We start from the raw sequence: 19,119 nt of genomic DNA, 5'->3' as shown, positions 1-19,119 counted from the left end.
CGCTGCAGACACTATAGCAATTTATTTTATATGCAAAAGCAACAAGCTTTACGAAAACAGCCTATGTAAAAGGAAAAAGAGCCTGCTAGCAAGCTCTCTCCACTTTACATGTTTTAATAAGGACTTGTTGCTTTAAATGTAAACGGTACATTCACACCAGAATATAATCCCACATACACGTAACGAGTACCACCAGGGATTACTCCTGATTCATTTGCACCAGATGTTGCTACTCCACTGATTATTTCAAAGTTTTTGTTGTAGAAATACACATCAAAATCATAAGAGCTACTGCTTTCTCCTTCTAAAGTGAAGTTATGAATGCCGTCCCCATATTGCTCTGGTAACGTTAGGACATAACCATCTACACCTTGAGAGGATGGTTCAGGATTTTGTGTTGTGACGAATTCATTTTCTGTCACAGCTAGCGTCGCTGGTACACCGGCAAGGCTACCAATTCCTGTACCTGCATTTCCAACTTGAACTGTACCTTCTGCGACAAATGGTTCTTCTGGCTGTATGTCTATTGGTTCAATTTTAACTTTTTGTTCAGTGAATGCTTGCAGTTCTGCAACTTGAACAAAGCCTTGAGAATTGTTTTGTGTATCGTGAGCGGTTAACTTTAGGTAATTGGCTTGAACTGGTTCTGGTAAATCAAAGCCTTGATAATGTAGTGTATCGACTGTTGGTCTTGGTTTATTTCCTTCAAATTTCCCTTTCCAAATAGATGTCCAGTTTTCACCGTCTATTGATGTTTGGACCGTAAAGTTTTTCAACGTTGCAAACCGTGAAGCTGAAATATCTTTCATGGCACTCACTTGCACGTGTGAGACTTCAACTGGTTTGTCACCTGCTAGATCTACCACGAATTCAGCTCCATTGAACCCGTTTGCTTGTGTATCGGATGCGAATACACTTGCTTCCGTATCATCAATTGCAAATTTTACAGGGTTTGAATCTGAGTTTCCTGATACACTCTTAATGGTTGCTCCGTTGAAGGATGATGCAACATTTGGTCCTAACTTGAATGATAACTTATTCAGTTCATTTGCTTTAATTGCGACATCTCTGATTGTTCTAGAACCAAAGCCTTTCGCCTGAATCGTTATGTCGTAAGAACCTTCTACAACATAAGCTCCAAAGTCTCCCTTTTCACCAGATACAGCAAGAGGAGTCGTTCTTGCTTCAAACTCACCAATGATAATTCTTGCATCTGAAATTGGTTTATTCGTTGCTGAGTTAATTACTTTCCCTATAATTTGACCGTTCCTTTGACCATCCGGATGATTGAAGCCTGGTTTCGGATCTGTATCATCTCCGCCATTACTATAAGCATTTGCACCAATACCACGCTGTGAAAATGCAGTCCATAGTGCATCATAATGCTTTCCGTCATATCGTTCAAAGTCAGCTGCAATAATAGCTGAACGCATATCAACCATCGATGGATCCGGAACAGAAATTGGCATCGCATCCATGACTAACTGTTCGATGACGGTTTCCCCTTCTGCTTTTCCATATCTCGTAATAAGTTCTTCTCTTACCTGCCAAAGAATCGCTGCCCAAATATCACCGTCTGAGTGAACCTCAGGACCACCAACGTCATACCCAACATCACCATAATTGTATGGTGCTTCATCTAGTGAATAGCTTCGTATTCCACTTTCGTTATTGCCAGTAACATATGCACCAACAACAGGTTTATCCTGCAAGCCTTTCTTGTTTAAAAAGTGCATACCATAGAAGTCACCCCAGCCTTCTCCCATAGAGCCTGCTTGATGGCTTCCGAGTGCTTCTCCTCCCGCAACTAAACGGTTTGATAACGCATGTGAGTATTCATGATAAATAATTCCTGCGTCAAAATCTCCATCTGCATATTCACCTTCAAAGGCTCCTGCAATCGGCTCCCATAAAAACATGCCGCTCCAAGCTGGAATTCCATCTGGCAACGTTAACATGTAGGCGTTATCACGACCTGTGTAAGTTGGTGCACCACCAGATAATGCGCCTGCTTGAACAAGACCTAAAATCGCATCTCCGTCCATTCCACCTTTTCCGAAGTTTGATAACTGCAGGTTACCTGCTGCTTCGGTCCACCCTAAGTTGTAAAAATAGTCATGAAATAAATTGTGATGATAAAACAAGTTCGTTGCCGCACTGTTTAAATCCTCTGCATAGGATGGAGGTACTGTTTGGCCTTTTGTTTTTTTCCATGCATCCTTGAATAAGAAGCTGAAATCACCATTTAGCGCAAGAGGACGGGTCGCTTGGTCTGCCGGGACTAAGAAGTTACTCCAGTTTGCATAACTGTTCGCATTGTTTCCAAATGTCGTAAGTCCTAGACTAGTTCCTGGGATAAGCCATCCGTTTGGTGATGCTTTAGGATCTCCTTTAAAGGATTTCACAACTTGTGTTCCACCCGCTTTTGCACCTGGATAATTTTCGAAAATTAATCCTTCTGATTCTAGTAACGTATCAACCAATGAACGTTGGTATAACTTTTCACCTGTTGCCGCATCAATGACCACTTCATATCCTTCATTGAGTTCTTCAATGAACAATACGCGATAAGCAGGTCTAACGCCATTCTCCGTAACAAACGTTGCTTTCTTCACTCGTTGTTTCGTAGGCAACACCTTTCCACCATCAAACACATCCCATCCCTTTTCCGTACCGAGTAACTTCGGAATAAAATCAAGGTTAGGTGACTCGAAACTAACGACTTTACTTAAAGCTTCTGCTGCTGTTAACTTAAAGTCTGCCACTAAGCCCTTTGAGCGAGTAGCATTTCCTGTAACAGATAAAATTTGACCATTTTTGTTTACGGCTACAATGATTCTTCCACCGTATACAGATTCAATTCCATCAAAGGTTTGTTGGAACGTAACGGGATGTAAGCCTGTTCCTGGCATTGCATAGTCTCTAATAATTGCTAATGAATCTACTTCTGCGGCGCTAAGTCCATAGAGGGCGGCATGTTCTTTCAGCCAAGAACGAGCAATATCTTTTGCACTTTGACTAGATGGATCTGTCAAGTATCCTTTCTCTTTCACGATTATGGATGGAGTACCAAACCGTGAATTCCATTCAATTTTCACCCCTGCTCCCACATTTTGAATAAACGAATTTGCCGCATCAAGTTGTACGTCTGTAGGAAGAACCGTATTTACGACGTTTCGTACATCAAAAAGCTCTGTAGCATGATTATGAATCTCATCCTTTGCAATAGGTCCAGAAACTTGCTCTGCTCGGATTCCTGTAGTCATCAGAATTTGACCCGCAACCAAGGTGGTGCACACAGCTGCAAACAGCCTGCCTTTTTTCATATCCAACCAAACCTCCCTGTAAAATAAAAATACTATACAGGAAAGATATACTACTGCGTGTGACACTTTACCTCTCTCCACACTGATAAATACATAGAATAGTCTATTAAAATACAACGGAATAACTAATCGATATAATACTTTCCACGTAGAGAGGATAGGCATATTAATGAAGTTAAAAAGAACCGAGTAAAGTTCAAGTAAATTATCCCAAAACCTACATCGTTAACGGAACAAAAAAGATACAATCCTAAGATTGCATCATGTCCCGTTCTTTATAATTCAGAAGCATATTTGTTTAATTCTTTACTCATCTTTTCTATCTCTTTTATTAATGTTGAGATTTCCTCAGTAGACGAAGCTTGATCCTCTCCTACTAAAACTATTTTTTCAATAGATGTCGATATCTCATTCATTGATTTCTGAATATCGCTTAACGTTGTTCGGATCTTTTCTGTTGAAGCAACCGTATCGTTTGATAGTTTTCGGATTTCGTCAGCTACCACACTAAAGCCTCTCCCATGCTCTCCTGCACGTGCGGCTTCAATTGCTGCATTTAAGCCAAGTAGATTTGTTTGGTCAGCTACCTTTTTAATGAAAGAAAGGACTTCATCCGTATTCTTCGTACTTTCAATCGCATGATTAGATTGTAATTTTAACACGCTGCTTATTTCTGCAAGGTTCTCTGCGCCTTGAGAAATCGTTGTTATCTCTTGATTTGCTTGAGTCATAGCTGCTACAATTTCTTCGGAGATGTCTAATAATTTATTTTGGTTTTGCTCTTGAAGTTGGATGGCAATAGCCCCTACGATCTGATTACCCTCTCTAATTGGCCAAGCTAAACCTGTGAAAGCAAATCCGAAAAACTCTGGTTCCACTTCTGCGCGAATTTTCTTCCCTAATTGAACGCACTCTGCTAATGGCTCTTTAGGGTTGATTTTCGTTCCTGCTTTAACCCCTAGGTCTATTTTCTTACCTGGATAATAAGCGACCCACTCTTCAGTATTTGTTATACCTATAGCGATATCTGGTAGCATTCCCTGAATGATAGGAACTACTTGTAAATAAGCATGTAAAGTCTGATTATGTTCCATATTGTTTCTCCTTCTAACAAAATAGCACCATCTACTAGTTTCGTAGTAAAGGCTACCTCCCTGTCCGGGATATGAAACAAGTATAAGTAAAATTACTCACGTTGCCTATTTTTAATGTGCTGATTCTACAAGATTCACCAATACTTTCTGAAAGTTCGTCACATTTCTACCCCTCGTTCATAGTCCATTGGTACCACTGTTGGTGCTAAAACACCACTGCCTCCAGTAAACTACCATTCATACTTAAACCAGTTCTGTATAAAACCTCTTCTCTACTTCTACTACCTCAAACCCAACTGATTTGTACAAATTTAGTGCTTTTTCATTCGCTGTATCGACCATTAACTCCGCTTCAGATAGACCTTTTTCATTCAGGTATGTAAGCGCCGTTGTCAATAGAAATCTCGCAATGCCGTGCTTTCTCCACTGTTTCATGACGAATACATCTTCAATGACGCCAATGCCTTCCTTTTCCCACGCCATGACGCTTGCGATGATATCATCATTTCCCCAAACAGTGATCGCTGTCCAGTAGTTATGGTTCTTGTATTCTCGTAATCTATTGTAACCAAGAGCTATATCTGGCCAAATTATACATTCCGCATCTAAGTATTGCTTTTCTTCCTGAGCGGTTTCCATACTCCAATAATTCCAACGAAGTTCTGATTCAGGAAATTCAATGTTCACTATAGGTTGAGTTAAATCCCTCTCCATTGTATATAACGTATTCTGTGGCTTAAATCCTTTTTCTTCTAGAAAATAACAGTTATTGTTCACTTCTGTACCAAAGTTCCCTACGCAGAAGTCTGTTTCATAGTTTGGCGATAATTCTTGTTTTAATACTAACGCTCTTTCATAAAGCTTATCATAGACACTGTTTAATAGTTCAACATCAGTTTCTCTATCTGGTAATGTCTTTAAGTTCAAATAGATTTTATGTTTGCTGGAGGGTGGGTGTCCATCTGGGATTGTATTTACTACTTGCACTTGTCCCTTTGCAATCATTTCCCCATTTTCAAACGCACAGATCACATTTTCCCAATTTTCTTCTGATCCAATCCACCAAAATACAACCTTTTTATCCAGTGCAACAGTTTCATAAAACTTACCTAGCGTAGGTCTCTCCTCTTGTGTTAATGCTTTTACTATATATGTACTCATATTCTCTTAGTCTCCTCTTTTAAAGCCTACTAAACATCTGTTTTCTAACACGTATGATCACCAAAGATAATACTAATGTAATATCTTTGGATAAATTTGTAAATCCATTTTATTAACAAAAACAATCATAGAGCGGTCAATATGAATATGGATTCGAATTACACATCTGAAATCGCATATCTTAATTGAATATTCTGAAACCAATCATACTTTATTTCGTATTACTTAAAGGAACTAATATAATGCAAAGGAGAATGACTTATGAACAAACTAAAATATTTGATTTTCACTTTAATTGTAATGGTGTTAAACTTCGGAGTGTCATACTTAGTATCTAATTCAATCGGGATTCATCTACTTGATGCCATTTTATATGTCGGCATTGCCACTTCGACAATCTTTATTTACTTCTCCAGCTCGGGCGGGTTTACTTCAACTAGGGTTGAGGCAGAGATCGCAACCAGTATTGAAGGAAGTAAAAGCAATTATCAAATGAAACATTCACCATTTTCTTTAAAAGTTAATCCGTTTGTTTTTGGATGTGTGTTATTTTTTATTACTGGAGTAATTATTGCATTTCTTACCTAGTTTCTTAGTGAAGGTTTACATTTCATAAAATACTTTAAAACCTATGGACTACTTCTACTATTAGATTACTAGTAAACACAGTTGTAGATAATAGAAAGTTGTATGATTCCATTAAAGAAATTCAAAGAGAAAATAATGTGTTGAAAACGTTTGATGATTTTCGTGAAGAAAATATGAGCTTTAAAGAAAGAAGCTTTTGCTTTACAGTTTCCTACTACATCTAAAGATTTTAATGATTCGATAAAAGTAGTTAACGAATTTCTTGACATTTTCATAGATGATAGAAATAATGCCCTTGCTATTTTAACCTCAATCGTTATCAATTTGAATGGTTACATCGTCCATTCGCAGTTCCTTACGAATTCAAAGCAGATAAGGGAAAGATCTATATTGCCTACGAGTCAGAGGAATATTACGATTATGAATTTGTGATAGGAAGAAATAAAGGAAACAATGAATCAGAAAAATGGACTGTTGAGAGTATAATCTATAAAGAAAAGGAAGGTGAAATCACTTTATCTTTTCCATAAAAAAAAGCAGTGCGATTCCTTTTGTGAAATTACACTGCTTATATATGTCCTTATAGCTGGGTGTTGGATATCCTTTTATACATTTTACTCTTGTTCCTGAACAACTGGTTTACCTGTTTCTAACAATACTTTGTTTCTTCCTAAGAAGAGTGAAAGAAGTAATATTAGTAAACCTGTACCGATTAGCAACCACTCCACCTTTACTACATCAGCCATTGGTCCGAAAATAAGCATACCAATTGGCATCATCGAAGTGGATATCATACCAAATACTCCAAAAATTCTTCCTAAGTAATTTTCATCTACTTGTTCCTGTAGGAGAACAGTGGTTGGTGTATTGAATACCGGCATCGCAATACCGAAAATAGCCATAAACAGTAAGTAAATCCAGAAGATCGGTACGATACCTAGTGCTAATGTACAGATTCCCATTAACAGACTGGCAAAGGTCATCGTATGAATTTTGTTTTTGAAGCCACCCCATGTCGCAATGAACGCTCCTCCAGCCATCATACCAAGAGAGAATGCTAATTCGATTGCCGTCAATCGCCAAACATCCCCACCGAAGCTACGAGTTACTTGCAGGGGCGTCAAAAAAGCTGCCGGTGCCATCAAGACAAAGAATACACCGAAAAACAGAAATAACTGTTTTAAAAATGAGTTTTGTTTTATATAACCGATCCCTTGTTTGAAATCTTCCAGATAACTTGTCGGCTGTTGGTCCGATGCTTTCTCATGTACCGATATCTTTAGAAATCCTAGTAATGTGATAATTGCAATAAGTGCCGTAACCACATCAATAAAAAAGATGGTTTCAAGAGTGGCAATCGTTAACAAAGCCGCACTTACCATTGGTGCGACGAACATAATTAATGCTTGCAGACTTCCGTTTATTCCATTTACTTTCGTTAGTTTATCCTTTGGAACTAGTTGAGGCAAAATTGCGCCTACTGCGGGTGTTTGAATTCCTGTCCCAATTGCACGTATCGATGCCATAAGCAGCAGTAACCAAACAGATTCATATCCCAATAAGAATACAATCGCCATGACTAGTGTTGAAAAGGCAATAAACGCGTCGGCTACGATAATGAGGATTTTTCTGTTATAGCGATCTGCCCATACTCCTGCAAAGGGAGATAAAATAAACGTAGGAATAAATCCACAAATAATAAACAGTGTCATCATCATACCTGACTCTGTCTTCAGTGTAATATGCCACATCATGGCATATTGAACCAATGCCGATCCAAAAAGTGATATCGTCTGACTTCCTAAAAAGAGCGAAATATTCTTTTTCCAATTCATTTCATTTACTGAGTTCATCTTCTTCCCGACCTTCTTATTTTTATTTTTTTACGTGAGTTCCCCAGTAAAATTACAACGTTCTTCTTTATTGACACTGTTTTCGTGATACTGATATAAAAATAAATAATCACAGACCTTTGCCTGTGATTTCTGAGTAAACATCATTAATAATCGTTAACAATGAGCCAGTGGAAACGTTCCACTTCCCCTTAAATGCATGGTTTTGTGATTATTAAAAAAGGACAGATTGATCCCGTTTACCCTGCTTTCACACAGAGTCACTTGAACGTATTGTACTTACTGGTTCAAAGATCGAAATCGAAGTCTCATAGAATGTGTCATTTTTTAATAATCCTCCTTCTGTAAAGTACTTTTAGTATAAATTCGAACAGTTTGAAAGTCAAAATAATCTATTACTTGCAATAGTATGAAACTTTTCATCTAACAAAGTGAAAAACAGTTACAAGCTTTTATAAGGAGTGACCAATTTGAACACAACATTACAAAATAATGAAAATGAATATATTGAAATTTATGCTAATCTGTATCAAGTAACAAGCTGTCATGATGGCTGCTATTGCAGGTAGTGCTGCTGCAAACTCTAGTAGTTGAGGGTAGAAGAAAAGTCTAGTTGTGAGAATAGGTTTTGAACCAAAAAACCAAAAGAATCAGATTTCTCCCTGATCCTTCTGTTCAAAAATAATCATTTATGTAAGACTACTTCTGCACGATTTGAATAAGATTACCACATGTATCATCGAACACCGCTATCGTGACTTCCCCTGCTTTTGTCGGTTCCATCGTAAACGTCACACCGGTTTCCATTAATCGCTTATACTCATGGTGAATGTCTTCAACACCAAACATCATTGCAGGGATTCCCTCAGAGTAGATCCTCTTTTGATACTCCTTCGCTGCAGGATGTTGATTCGGTTCGAGTAACAGTTCGGTACCGTCCTTTGCCTCTGGCGAAACAAGCGTAATCCACCTAAACTCTCCTACGGGAACGTCCTCTTTTTTTACAAACCCCAGCTTTTCCGTATAAAATTTCAGTGCCTTTTCTTGATCTTGTACAAATATACTAGTAACGATGATCTTCATATGTCTTTTGCCTCCTTTATTACTTGTGACACACGATTCATAATAATTCTATCCATAACCGAGATTAATTAATATTCAACTCTAAATATTCATCCGTCTCAGTAAAACCAAACTTCTTATACACCGGTCTTCCCATTTCCGATGCAGCAAGCCATATTCTAGATACTCCGGAACTTTTAACCTCTTCTACTAGTTTTGAAAGTAGATTTGTTGCAATTCCTTGACCTCGGTACTGATCATTCGTGTACATATTGGCAATGTATGCCTTTTTCCCAGATTTATTGGTAAAGCTAGGCGGGAAATCATAAAAAATGACCGCGCCAGAGGCAACAATTACTTCATCATCTTCTACAAGCCATTGAATCAACCTGCCTTCACGTAGCTTATCTTCAAAGAAATCGGATAGTTCCTTATCAATATCAATTGTTGGTTCTATCCCCTCATCCATTAATTGTATTTTCCTCAGTTCAACCAATTTCCCAATATCGTTCGGGTCTGCTTTACGATACGTTAACATCTGATCACTCCTAATATAAGAAACTTTTTTGCTAGCATCTTACGGGGAATTATTAATTTTCAATCCAAAAAACGAAAAGAAAGCCATTTACTAGAAAAACAAATAAAGGGATTAGCGAAGCAAAAATAGATATAGTTATAAACCTTGTTTTACGTTCGACATTAGATTTAAATAAACAATAAAACGAAAATATAATCAATACAAAGTTAATCAAATTCCCAGTAAACATAACATTTTTATTAAGCCCTCCATTGATCCAAGCCCAACTTCCTATATTAAATACAATGAAAAAGCCAATGAGTGCGAATGACATAGATGCCACAAACTATTTAATGAAGTCTTTCATTTTATATTCACTCTCTTATTCTACTAATATCACGATGTTATAACTATTTCTTACAAATTTCTTATTTAGTGTAATTTTACACTTGTGATTCACTGAATACAAGAAGATTTTACCAATAAAAAAACAACTATGACATAAGTTGTTTTTTATCTAACCTAACATCAAATAATTTACTTTAAAGGACTCACCTTAGTTCAGTCCTTCCTTCTTCTCTTTTATTATCTTATATTCGAGGAGATTCTTAATTAGATTTGCTACTTATGAGAGTTACGAATGAAACTCATTTAGTTTATCATACATATGATTTGTTACGTTTTTACAGGTTATATTATGATAGAAGAGGAAACGAAGGACATTCATAATAGATATGTAGGTGTATGAAATGATAACGAAACAAGACATTCGCGAGGAAAAGTGGCAACACTTAACGGAACATAAGTTAGGTAGATTCCCCTTTCCACTGCAAAATCGAATTCCTAATTTTAAAGGTGCGGAAAAGGCTGCTCACTTTGTGACGACAATGCCTGAGTACAGACAGGCAAAAGTGGTTAAAGTCAACCCAGATTCTCCCCAATTACCGATTCGTGCACAAGTGTTGAAAGATGGAAAAACATTGCTCGTTCCTACTCCAAGGCTAAAAGCTGGCTTTATCATCGTTATGCCTGAATGGGTGCCAAACGGAGAAGAACGAAAGGCTGCTAGTCTCTCCCATATCAAATCCTACGGCAAGGAGATTCCACTTTCTGAAATTCCGAGAATTGATTTGTTTTTTACAGGATCGGTTGCCCTCCACCCAGATGGCAGACGAGTTGGAAAAGGTGAAGGCTATTCAGACAGAGAGTATGCAATTATGAGAGAACTCGGAAACCCAGACGTTCCGATAATCGGTACGATACATAGTGCTCAATTAACAAACCATGACGTCCCGCGAGATCGATTCGACTTAACGGTTGACTGGATTGCAACTGAAAAGGAGTTAATCAAAACAAATTCTCCTTATCCAAAGCCTAGTGGTATCGAGTGGGACATAGTGACCGAGGAAGAATTAGTGGAAATGCCCGTTTTAAAGGAAATTCGAGAGCTTACGAGAAAGTAAAACAGTAAAATAACAATAACCCCTTTATATTCTGTAAAGGGGTCTTTCATTTATTGGATAATGGATATTAGTAGATTTTGCGGTGGATTTTTCATGAGGTTTCGTTTATTGCCTATTGTTGATAATCTCCAATACTTCTTGGTGCTGCTTTTGAACCGAAGAGATTTGCTTGATTTCACTTTTTAATTCTGATTTTGTTTCCTCGAGTTTATTCATCATGGAACCATAATAAAATTTTATTTCTTCTCTCATCTCTGCTTGTTCTTCTTTTAATCCATGAATGTCTTTTCTCATCTCGGCTTGTTCTTCTTTTAATCCATGAATGTCTTTTCTCATCTCGGCTTGTTCAACTTTTATTCCATGAATGTCATTTCGCATCTCTGCTTGTTCAACTTTGAATTCACTAATGTCATTTCTCATCTCTGCTTGTTCAACTTTGAATTCACTAATGTCATTTCTCATCTCTAGTTGACTATCTTTGACTGTTTTTAATTCAGTAAGAATTTGCTGCAGTATTTCTTTCATATATTTTCACCTCCATTCTATTTACTATTATAATATCTCAAACGGGTGCAATCTAGTATTACTTCGAGACTGAAAATAGCAAAAACCTGGAATCTAAACATAACTGTTTAAACTCCAGGTTTACCTATCCAAATGGCTATTTGTATACTATTAATACTAGATAGAATCGTTGTGTCATATATCTCTCTTATTTATCTTCTCTTAACAAATATTCATTTTCATCTTGATCATAAAAGGTGAACATCGATCCGTATGGCATTTTTAAAAGTTCGCCCACTTTTACACCATTTTGTTTCATCTTCTCGTATGACTCATCAATATCCGTTGTGCTAAACAGAATAGATGGATGAGCGACTTTAGAAGGTTGTTGCTGCTGCATGGCTGACTTAGAGTATAAAACCAATGTGGTAAATTCATCATCACTTGGGCCAACTTCTAACCAAGTCGTGTTAGGACCCATTGGTTGCTCTAATCTAACTACAAATCCTATATTTTTTACCCAAAACGCTTTCGCTTGCTCTTGGTCTTCTACATATACCGTAATTTTCCCAATTTTATTGATCATCTATGTTCTCGTACTTCTTACTTGGCATTTTCATCTGGTTGATGAATGCCAAATATGTTTCCTTCTGTATCAATATAATACCCCTGCCACGCCATACCAGGAAGTGCATATTTCGGTAATGCGACTGTACCACCCATTTCTAAAATTTTGGCTTCTGTAGAATCATAATCTTCTACACCCAGAGTACAAGAGAATCCGTTTAATGCTTGATTCGGTTCAGGTTTTGGACCTTGACGTTTCATTAATGCACCATTAATCCCCGGCACATCATCAGCTCCTGTCACTGCACCGAAATACGGCATACCTGCAAAGTCACTCCAGTCTTGAAACGTCCAACCAAATATCTCACCGTAAAAAGTTTTCGCTCGTTCCATGTCATCTACATGAATTTCAAAATGTACTAATCTACCCATTCGTTTTTCCTCCTAATGATTCTATTTTTTAAAAAACAAGTATGTAATCTAGTAAAATGATACTATTACTTCACTATTGTGGTGAGAAAATTAAGTTCTTATACGTTTAGATTTTTTTCTTTTGTCCACGATATAAATCAATGGATTTACATCCTTGTGAAAGAATATCTACCATCTGTGCCTGGCGCTTTTCACGTGTTTTTTGTTGCTTCGCTGAAAAGATATATCGAGCCCAATCTCTTTGATAACCAGGTGTTAACTCTTGATAAAACTTTAGCTCACCGGGATGCTCAGCTAACAGGTGCTCTACATCCTTCACCTGATCTACATAATCTGCCACACATTGACTTGCTGCAGATGACTTCTGTACCTTCTTCTTTTCATATTTCAATCCAACAACAGAAAAGACATCATCCATACTTACCATTCGTGAGAACTTTAAATTACTATCTCCAACATATCCATCTTCATTTACGTTCATGGCTGGAAAAATTTCATCTCGATGAATGAACGTTTCATACCTTTTGTTACCCTTCTTCGGGTATGCAAAAAATAAGTAGCCATATTCTAGTAATAGCTGCTCTTGTATGATTTTTTCGGTATGGTGAACCATATCATCCAGTATTTTTACAAAAATGAAAATCGCATCATGCTCTTCAGTCAAAATCGTCTGATATCCAGTAAACAACTCATAATCACTTGGTTGATTAAGAACTGCTAAATTATTATATTTTTTCAAATTTAGTTTATTGATAATTGTCATCTTTATCTCCTACAACAACTTTTTATATATACAGCGCGAATACTTACGTAATTCCTCCTTCAAAAGTAGAATTTCTAGTCTTGAGTTTAATTTTTCTTACACTATCATTTCTACACAAAAAGGATAAGTCCTTCTATCTGTTGTACAAGCAACAACCATTCCCTTATAATGGAAACATCAATAGTAAGGGGATGGAAAATATGAAACTAGGTGCCTTTTCTGTGAGCTTAAATGTAAAAGACATACGTGCTTCAAGAGATTTTTATTCAAAACTTGGGTTTGATGACTTTGGCGGGGATATTTCGAATAACTGGCTAATCATGAAAAATGATAGCTGTGTCATCGGTCTATTTCAAGGAATGTTTGAAAAGAACATCTTAACGTTCAATCCAGGGTGGAATCAAAATGCCGAAAACCTTGAAACCTTCACAGACGTTCGAGAATTACAAAAGCTACTAAAAGAACAAGGTGTCAACATACTGACTAAAGCAGATGAATCAAGCGAAGGTCCCGCCTACATCACAATTGAAGATCCTGACGGAAATTCTATTCTTATTGACCAACACAGATAAAATTTTTTCGCCCTCACGTATTTATAAAAATGTTCGTTTTGGGTTATACATCATATGACTGACAATAAAAAAGGCGTTAAAACTGACTACAGTTTTTATACGCCTTTTTTATTTTACATAGAGTTTTTAGCTACTAATTAAGAGCTCTTATTTAACTAAAGCCCCCTATAGTTTAAGTGAAGATATTCACAAACTTGTTCTTTATCACTTTATTTATTTTGATCCCTATTATGAAAAAAATAGCTGCCATCGGCAGCTGAAGCACTAGGAAAAAACCATTTACCAAATTAACGATTATAACTTATCAATATAATATGGGATAAAATACATAAAGGATATAGCTAATACTGTAAATGATATTCCAATCCAAAGATAATTTTTCTTTCTAATTGAGTATATAAGTTGAACAAGAAAATAAGTAATAGGGAACAAAACAACTAAAAATAAATGTGCCCAAATTGATTGGGTAATAAAATTTAATACTAATGACACTAGAGCTAAAACAATGTACAAGATTTTAAGAATCTTCAAATTATCACCTCTTAATAAATAGTATATATTAAAAAATCCCTCTTAAAAGAGGGACTATTTTATTAATTGTTATGGTGTTGGTTTTGATGTAAAGCCAACTGAGTAATATTGAACTTCCATTGGTGATGTGTAATTTCCATATCTGTAATGCACTATAGTATTCTTTTGTTCGTACAACCTATTATAGCTGTTATATGATTCCGTCTGCCATGAACCCACATAAGTATCATTGAACGATAAAAGCCATGCAGTCATTGGAACAGTTATAAATGCTTCGTATCTCGACTGACTAAATTTAGCAGGAGCTTTTTTCAATAGCAGTGCTGCAATAATTCCTGCTGCAATTTCAACATCTGTATTATCATATGTTCTATAGATTTTGTCAGTAAGCATTCTAGAGCCACCCTCATTAGGAATTACATAACCTGGCTCATCAATAGTATTACTTAAAGACTTACTAGTAATAGAAGAAGCAGATGGTGATACTGCTTGATTATAAAGATCTTGAATCATTTCTTCAGTAAGTTCCTTATCAGAGACAAATTTTACACCATTATAATAATAGGTAAACTCTGTTGTTTCAGATGTTGATGCAAATGCATCATGTGGAGTTAAAATCATGCTGAAGGTTAATACTCCTACAAATATTGCAGCTAATACTTTTTTCATGTGCTTATTCTCCTAACTTGATTAGATATTTTATAAAAATGATTCGAATCTACTATCTATCATAAAGGGAAATTATGTATCTTTGTATTGGGAAAATCATAGTGTTTTTGATTCAATTAATGCATTTATTAAGCCTCATTTTCCCAATACAAAAAATATAAATTTAGTGTATAATATTCTTCTAAAATTGCTCTATAATATTTGCTCTAAGATTAAAAAAGGCAGAAAGACAGACCAAAGAAACGCGTACTTTAGTGCTTTTTTAATAAGATATTTTAAGATAATTTAACAAGTAAAAGAGGATCATTAAGATCCTCTTTTATATTTCTTTTTCAACTAAACTTCCCCGTTAGTCAACTCATAATAATCTGTTCAAATATAGCTTGGTACTTTTTAAAGATTTTTTCATATGTTTCAAATAGCTTACCAGATGGAGTTTGGGGTAAAGTTCCTATATTTTGCAATGATTTTATGTGATGTTTTAGACAAAAGTTAAGACCTTTTACCGCTTTGTTAATACAATGATCCTTTTTGCAAAATTCCTCTGATACTTCAAATCTATTTTCTGTTAAGAACCTATCCATGATTGCCAAATAAATTAGAATCTCATCTGGTGCTACAAATTGTTCTACATGCCATTTCTCTGTATCAACTTTCGGAACTTTAAATAAGTATTCTCCATTCCCAAAGTTCCAGGCATAACTCCCTTGCCAAAGTTGTTCACATTTATCACATTCATATAATTGGTCTTCACCATTAGGATGTTTAGCAAGTAATTTTAGTTTTTTCTTTAATGTTTTTGTTTCTTTAATTCTTTTTGAGATGTCGTTTCGTTGCAATTCTATTACATCAAAATTATTACATTCACAGCCCATGAGAATTTCTCCATTTCATTTTGTTGTTCAACTATACTTCCCCTTTAGTTGAGAACTTCTCCTAAATATAACTTTGCCCTACACGCTTAATGTTGTAGAGATTCTTTATAATGATATAGGTTTATAATTCAACAGTCGTTCTACTATTTCTATCGGCGAGAGTTCTTCTTCATTCCAAAAGATTATATCGGTAGGAGCTGGATGAGTCACATTTCGCTCTAATATTTCTATCTTCTTGTTAATCTCTTCTTCACTTGTTTGCGGATTTACAATTTCCTCAACAAGTTGTATTAGTTGATTTTTACTTAGCAAATTGTTCAACAATTGAACCCTCCCTTTTGCCTTATTCCACTATCCTTCCCCTTTAGTGAAAACTTATGTTATTCCTACTAAAGTTAAAAAAGCTATTGCACCAAAGACAATTGAACTAAACCAGCTAAGAACGTATACTTTGTTTTCCTTATTAAATTTCCATTCTTGATACCCTCTATAAAGCCAGAGAATCGAAAAAAATAACCACATAATAGTAAAAGGACTATTAACAATATCAAAAAAAAGGTTAATAACCATAAAGCCCAAACAAGCATAGAATAAATATTTTTCTGTAGAAGCATACTTAACATCCAAATGCTCATATCTTCCAAAAATACTTTTACGTTTAACTTTTAATAATTTACATAGTATTGAATCGAGTAATAAATAAACTAATATAATAATTAATAATTTCAAGAGTTCTAACCCCATTTCAGTCTATGTCTATAATTGAACTATCCTTCCCCGTTAGTACAATTACTTCTACATAAAAAGCGTTAATCCCTTCCAGGATCAACGCACCCTTTAGTGAAACAAGCGATTTTAGATTACTTTAATTTTACCTGATTTTATTAAGATTAAAATGGATTTTCACCTTTTACAAAAGGAATAAAAACTACATAATTGGCACCGATAAAAACAAGCCCAAAAAAGAACGATGTAATTCGATGTTTGAAAAGTAGACTGTCCTTAAATAAAAACAGAGCAAAAATCAGCGTGTACACGACAAATAGAATATAAGATATTCCAAACCAGTTTACCCAAACATTCCCCATAAATTTAATTCCAAAGCTCTCGTAAATAGGTTTCAAAATGTAAACAGTGAAAAGTAAGCCAGTTGCTAAGATTACAAAGATTTCAATTGTTCTAAGTACCGCTTTTTTAAATTCTTTCAAAAGAAATCACCCCGATAATAATTACCTTAACAACATTATATTCAATCTTTTGAGAGGTATGTCCCACTTTATATTACCTGAACTTGTTTAACTAAACTCCCTCTATATAGAAAGGTAAATCTCTCGATTTCTCGTTTTTTCTCACGATTTCATAGTCATCCATATTTAATAGACTTTAATAACATGGGATAAAGTTGTATTTTAGTTAAATTTTGGAGTTGAGAAGCAAAAAAGACTGTAGGTACCCAAGCCACCTTAATCCAAAAGGTGGAAATCCAGTTAAAGTATGGTCGCACTGGTGGATGTCTACATTTCTCATGGAGGTCAACCCTCCCATATCTCACAGAGTCTATGCTCCAAAATTCCTTCGTCCAACCTTTCCATGAGGTAGATGTCAGTTATGCTTCCCGACAGGATCTATGTCCGTATTTTAGTTGTTTTACTGACTAATCCGTGCTTCAAATGTCTATTAATTATTGAGATTAACTACTATAAAAGCATGATTTATACGTTATATCGAGAATTCTAAGCTACTTTTGGCAATTCAGCCATATGAGGAATATCCTTCAACATTCTTTCTTCACTAAACACAAATTGTTTCTTACCTATTGCAAATAACACTCGTATCAATTTATTACATAAAGCGATCAGTGACTGCATCTTTTTTAATGGATTATCAGGTCGCTTTGTATAGTATTCATGTAAGGCTTTAAAAGCAGAATTCTTAGCTACAAGGGGCATAATGACTCTAAACAAAAGGGCTCTTAGGTTTCTCCTGCCTCTTTTGGTTATTCTGGTTTGTCCCTTATGTTTTCCTGATGTGTGTTCCATCAAGCTTAATCCTGCAAGTTTAATGATTTGCCTTGGATGTGAGTAATAACGTAAATCTCCAATCTCTGCAAAGAACCCAGCTATCGTATCTTTTCCTATCCCAGTAATCGCTAGCATTTGGTGCACTCCTGGTATTTGTTCTAATAGCTCGTCCCTTTTAACCTCTAGTTGTTCAAACTTTTTAGTAATGAGTTCATACTTATCTAACAACGTGCTTAACTCTAATTTGGCCAAATCTGAACCCTCACGGATTCCGATTGAAACGCCGGCCACCTTCTTTAATTCTTTTATTCTACTTATACCCACTGCACGTTTTGCAGCTTTCCTAATATGAGCTAATAACTCTTGATCAGGGAGTTCAGCTAACTCATGTGGTAGTAGATTTAGCTTTAATATTTGTAGAGCAGAAAGCCCCTCCCAATCTTTAAAGACTGTTAGGAATTCAGGGAAATATCGGTCAATCCAATTGTGAATTTGCCCTTGTACCGCTTGTAGGTCGACGGATAATTGATCGCGTATTTTTCTAGCGATTCTAAGATCGGCATATATTCCTTCTGGAATATTAGGTTCAGCGTATCTTCCGTCTTTCACTAATTGGGCAATGACCTTTGCATCTTTCACATCATTCTTAGTTGGGGAATTATCATCTAATTCCTTTGTCTTCTTAACATGAGCTGGATTGACAACTACTAACTTGAAGTCAGTACCCTTTAGATAATGGGCTAAATTTAGCCAGTAGTGTCCAGTAGGTTCAACACCAATGATTACTTTATTCATGTTTTGTTGATCCTGTATCTCTTTAATCCATTCAACAAATCTATCAAAACTATCTCTCGCATTTCCAAAGTATAGAGGTTTACCAAACTCCAAACCTCTATAGTCCTGCGCACGAGCTACGTGCTTGAATTTCGCAATATCAACACCTATAATTAGTGTTTGAGAAGTAATTTGAGCAATCTTATTATTTTGGTTATAATTCATTTTGAAAGCCTCCTGGAATATATGATTTGTCCTTTTTGCCGGCAAGCTTAGGACACTTATATCATACCAAGAGGTTATTTTTATGTTCAAATGCCATTTTTAATCATTACAGGAATGCTTCC

20 protein-coding genes are annotated in these 19,119 nt (G+C 35.9%); 3 read left to right on the top strand and 17 right to left on the bottom strand.

The window, feature by feature from the left end; all coding sequences use genetic code 11:
* Positions 1 to 113 precede the first annotated feature (113 nt).
* The 3 genes from JR050_RS04625 to JR050_RS04615 form a co-directional block, all read right to left on the bottom strand.
* Positions 114 to 3,326 (bottom strand): M36 family metallopeptidase, encoded by a 3,213-nt coding sequence (locus tag JR050_RS04625; protein WP_204202381.1) that lies wholly within the window; start codon positions 3,324 to 3,326, stop codon positions 114 to 116.
* Positions 3,327 to 3,601: 275 nt separating this feature from the next.
* Positions 3,602 to 4,057, bottom strand: a complete 456-nt coding sequence (locus JR050_RS20760; protein WP_239454101.1) for a methyl-accepting chemotaxis protein — start codon at positions 4,055 to 4,057, stop codon at positions 3,602 to 3,604.
* Positions 4,058 to 4,663: 606 nt separating this feature from the next.
* Positions 4,664 to 5,581: a GNAT family N-acetyltransferase gene (locus JR050_RS04615; protein WP_204202351.1), complete on the bottom strand. Its 918-nt coding sequence runs from the start codon at positions 5,579 to 5,581 to the stop codon at positions 4,664 to 4,666.
* Positions 5,582 to 5,842: 261 nt separating this feature from the next.
* Here JR050_RS04615 and JR050_RS04610 point away from each other — a divergent pair, with 261 nt between their 5' ends.
* Positions 5,843 to 6,169 carry a hypothetical protein gene (locus JR050_RS04610; protein WP_204202350.1) on the top strand — a complete coding sequence of 109 codons (327 nt, stop codon included), beginning with the start codon at positions 5,843 to 5,845 and terminating at the stop codon, positions 6,167 to 6,169.
* Positions 6,170 to 6,783: 614 nt separating this feature from the next.
* Here the strand turns inward: JR050_RS04610 and JR050_RS04605 are convergent.
* From JR050_RS04605 to JR050_RS04590, 4 genes are all read right to left on the bottom strand, one after another.
* Positions 6,784 to 8,022 (bottom strand): MFS transporter, encoded by a 1,239-nt coding sequence (locus tag JR050_RS04605; RefSeq protein WP_204202349.1) that lies wholly within the window; start codon positions 8,020 to 8,022, stop codon positions 6,784 to 6,786.
* A gap of 279 nt (positions 8,023 to 8,301) precedes the next feature.
* Positions 8,302 to 8,346 (bottom strand): erythromycin resistance leader peptide, encoded by a 45-nt coding sequence (locus JR050_RS20755; RefSeq protein WP_204202380.1) that lies wholly within the window; start codon positions 8,344 to 8,346, stop codon positions 8,302 to 8,304.
* 375 nt (positions 8,347 to 8,721) lie between these two features.
* On the bottom strand, positions 8,722 to 9,105 hold the full coding sequence (locus JR050_RS04595) for a VOC family protein (RefSeq protein ID WP_204202348.1): 384 nt from the start codon (positions 9,103 to 9,105) through the stop codon (positions 8,722 to 8,724).
* A 64-nt stretch (positions 9,106 to 9,169) separates the two neighbouring features.
* Entirely contained in the window at positions 9,170 to 9,622 is a 453-nt protein-coding gene (locus JR050_RS04590; protein ID WP_204202347.1) for a GNAT family N-acetyltransferase, read from the bottom strand.
* Positions 9,623 to 10,350: 728 nt separating this feature from the next.
* Here JR050_RS04590 and JR050_RS04585 point away from each other — a divergent pair.
* Positions 10,351 to 11,064 (top strand): 5-formyltetrahydrofolate cyclo-ligase, encoded by a 714-nt coding sequence (locus JR050_RS04585; RefSeq protein WP_204202346.1) that lies wholly within the window; start codon positions 10,351 to 10,353, stop codon positions 11,062 to 11,064.
* 105 nt (positions 11,065 to 11,169) lie between these two features.
* On the opposite strand, the gene JR050_RS04580 is transcribed toward JR050_RS04585, so the two are convergent.
* The 4 genes from JR050_RS04580 to JR050_RS04565 all read right to left on the bottom strand — a co-directional run bounded on the left by JR050_RS04580 (position 11,170) and on the right by JR050_RS04565 (position 13,330).
* Entirely contained in the window at positions 11,170 to 11,589 is a 420-nt protein-coding gene (locus tag JR050_RS04580) for a coiled-coil domain-containing protein (protein ID WP_204202345.1), read from the bottom strand.
* A gap of 187 nt (positions 11,590 to 11,776) precedes the next feature.
* Positions 11,777 to 12,154 carry a VOC family protein gene (locus JR050_RS04575; RefSeq protein ID WP_204202344.1) on the bottom strand — a complete coding sequence of 126 codons (378 nt, stop codon included), beginning with the start codon at positions 12,152 to 12,154 and terminating at the stop codon, positions 11,777 to 11,779.
* A 17-nt stretch (positions 12,155 to 12,171) separates the two neighbouring features.
* A complete protein-coding gene (locus tag JR050_RS04570) occupies positions 12,172 to 12,567 on the bottom strand; it encodes a VOC family protein (RefSeq protein ID WP_204202343.1) in 396 nt (131 codons plus the stop codon).
* A gap of 106 nt (positions 12,568 to 12,673) precedes the next feature.
* Positions 12,674 to 13,330 carry a YdeI/OmpD-associated family protein gene (locus JR050_RS04565; protein WP_204202342.1) on the bottom strand — a complete coding sequence of 219 codons (657 nt, stop codon included), beginning with the start codon at positions 13,328 to 13,330 and terminating at the stop codon, positions 12,674 to 12,676.
* 200 nt (positions 13,331 to 13,530) lie between these two features.
* Here JR050_RS04565 and JR050_RS04560 point away from each other — a divergent pair, with 200 nt between their 5' ends.
* Entirely contained in the window at positions 13,531 to 13,902 is a 372-nt protein-coding gene (locus JR050_RS04560; protein ID WP_204202341.1) for a VOC family protein, read from the top strand.
* Between the two features lie 600 nt (positions 13,903 to 14,502).
* Here JR050_RS04560 and JR050_RS04555 read toward each other — a convergent pair.
* The 6 genes from JR050_RS04555 to JR050_RS04530 all read right to left on the bottom strand — a co-directional run bounded on the left by JR050_RS04555 (position 14,503) and on the right by JR050_RS04530 (position 18,997).
* Complete coding sequence (locus tag JR050_RS04555; RefSeq protein ID WP_204202340.1) at positions 14,503 to 15,102, bottom strand: hypothetical protein; 600 nt, start codon at positions 15,100 to 15,102, stop codon at positions 14,503 to 14,505.
* A gap of 353 nt (positions 15,103 to 15,455) precedes the next feature.
* Positions 15,456 to 15,977, bottom strand: a complete 522-nt coding sequence (locus JR050_RS04550) for a hypothetical protein (RefSeq protein WP_204202339.1) — start codon at positions 15,975 to 15,977, stop codon at positions 15,456 to 15,458.
* Between the two features lie 105 nt (positions 15,978 to 16,082).
* On the bottom strand, positions 16,083 to 16,298 hold the full coding sequence (locus tag JR050_RS04545) for a bacteriocin immunity protein (protein ID WP_204202338.1): 216 nt from the start codon (positions 16,296 to 16,298) through the stop codon (positions 16,083 to 16,085).
* A gap of 54 nt (positions 16,299 to 16,352) precedes the next feature.
* The gene (locus JR050_RS04540) at positions 16,353 to 16,706 is read right to left on the bottom strand and encodes a DUF4181 domain-containing protein (protein WP_204202337.1); all 354 of its coding nucleotides are present in this window, start codon (positions 16,704 to 16,706) and stop codon (positions 16,353 to 16,355) included.
* Between the two features lie 161 nt (positions 16,707 to 16,867).
* Complete coding sequence (locus tag JR050_RS04535; RefSeq protein ID WP_204202336.1) at positions 16,868 to 17,185, bottom strand: hypothetical protein; 318 nt, start codon at positions 17,183 to 17,185, stop codon at positions 16,868 to 16,870.
* 525 nt (positions 17,186 to 17,710) lie between these two features.
* Entirely contained in the window at positions 17,711 to 18,997 is a 1,287-nt protein-coding gene (locus JR050_RS04530; protein WP_204201725.1) for an IS110 family RNA-guided transposase, read from the bottom strand.
* Between the last annotated feature and the right edge of the window lie 122 nt (positions 18,998 to 19,119).

Origin of the sequence: Bacillus suaedaesalsae (assembly GCF_016890225.1) — a bacterium.
In the GTDB taxonomy this organism is placed as follows: domain Bacteria; phylum Bacillota; class Bacilli; order Bacillales; family SA4; genus Bacillus_BS; species Bacillus_BS suaedaesalsae.
This window is presented reverse-complemented; position numbering and strand designations above follow the sequence as displayed.

What these genes read in the sequence shown, in the direction of transcription:
- JR050_RS04625 (WP_204202381.1), bottom strand. Translation starts at nt 3,326, where the DNA reads ATGAAAAAAGGCAGGCTGTTTGCAGCTGTGTGCACCACCTTGGTTGCG.
- JR050_RS20760 (WP_239454101.1), bottom strand. Translation starts at nt 4,057, where the DNA reads ATGACTCAAGCAAATCAAGAGATAACAACGATTTCTCAAGGCGCAGAG.
- JR050_RS04615 (WP_204202351.1), bottom strand. Translation starts at nt 5,581, where the DNA reads ATGAGTACATATATAGTAAAAGCATTAACACAAGAGGAGAGACCTACG.
- JR050_RS04610 (WP_204202350.1), top strand. Translation starts at nt 5,843, where the DNA reads ATGAACAAACTAAAATATTTGATTTTCACTTTAATTGTAATGGTGTTA.
- JR050_RS04605 (WP_204202349.1), bottom strand. Translation starts at nt 8,022, where the DNA reads ATGAACTCAGTAAATGAAATGAATTGGAAAAAGAATATTTCGCTCTTT.
- JR050_RS04595 (WP_204202348.1), bottom strand. Translation starts at nt 9,105, where the DNA reads ATGAAGATCATCGTTACTAGTATATTTGTACAAGATCAAGAAAAGGCA.
- JR050_RS04590 (WP_204202347.1), bottom strand. Translation starts at nt 9,622, where the DNA reads ATGTTAACGTATCGTAAAGCAGACCCGAACGATATTGGGAAATTGGTT.
- JR050_RS04585 (WP_204202346.1), top strand. Translation starts at nt 10,351, where the DNA reads ATGATAACGAAACAAGACATTCGCGAGGAAAAGTGGCAACACTTAACG.
- JR050_RS04580 (WP_204202345.1), bottom strand. Translation starts at nt 11,589, where the DNA reads ATGAAAGAAATACTGCAGCAAATTCTTACTGAATTAAAAACAGTCAAA.
- JR050_RS04575 (WP_204202344.1), bottom strand. Translation starts at nt 12,154, where the DNA reads ATGATCAATAAAATTGGGAAAATTACGGTATATGTAGAAGACCAAGAG.
- JR050_RS04570 (WP_204202343.1), bottom strand. Translation starts at nt 12,567, where the DNA reads ATGGGTAGATTAGTACATTTTGAAATTCATGTAGATGACATGGAACGA.
- JR050_RS04565 (WP_204202342.1), bottom strand. Translation starts at nt 13,330, where the DNA reads ATGACAATTATCAATAAACTAAATTTGAAAAAATATAATAATTTAGCA.
- JR050_RS04560 (WP_204202341.1), top strand. Translation starts at nt 13,531, where the DNA reads ATGAAACTAGGTGCCTTTTCTGTGAGCTTAAATGTAAAAGACATACGT.
- JR050_RS04555 (WP_204202340.1), bottom strand. Translation starts at nt 15,102, where the DNA reads ATGAAAAAAGTATTAGCTGCAATATTTGTAGGAGTATTAACCTTCAGC.
- JR050_RS04550 (WP_204202339.1), bottom strand. Translation starts at nt 15,977, where the DNA reads ATGGGCTGTGAATGTAATAATTTTGATGTAATAGAATTGCAACGAAAC.
- JR050_RS04530 (WP_204201725.1), bottom strand. Translation starts at nt 18,997, where the DNA reads ATGAATTATAACCAAAATAATAAGATTGCTCAAATTACTTCTCAAACA.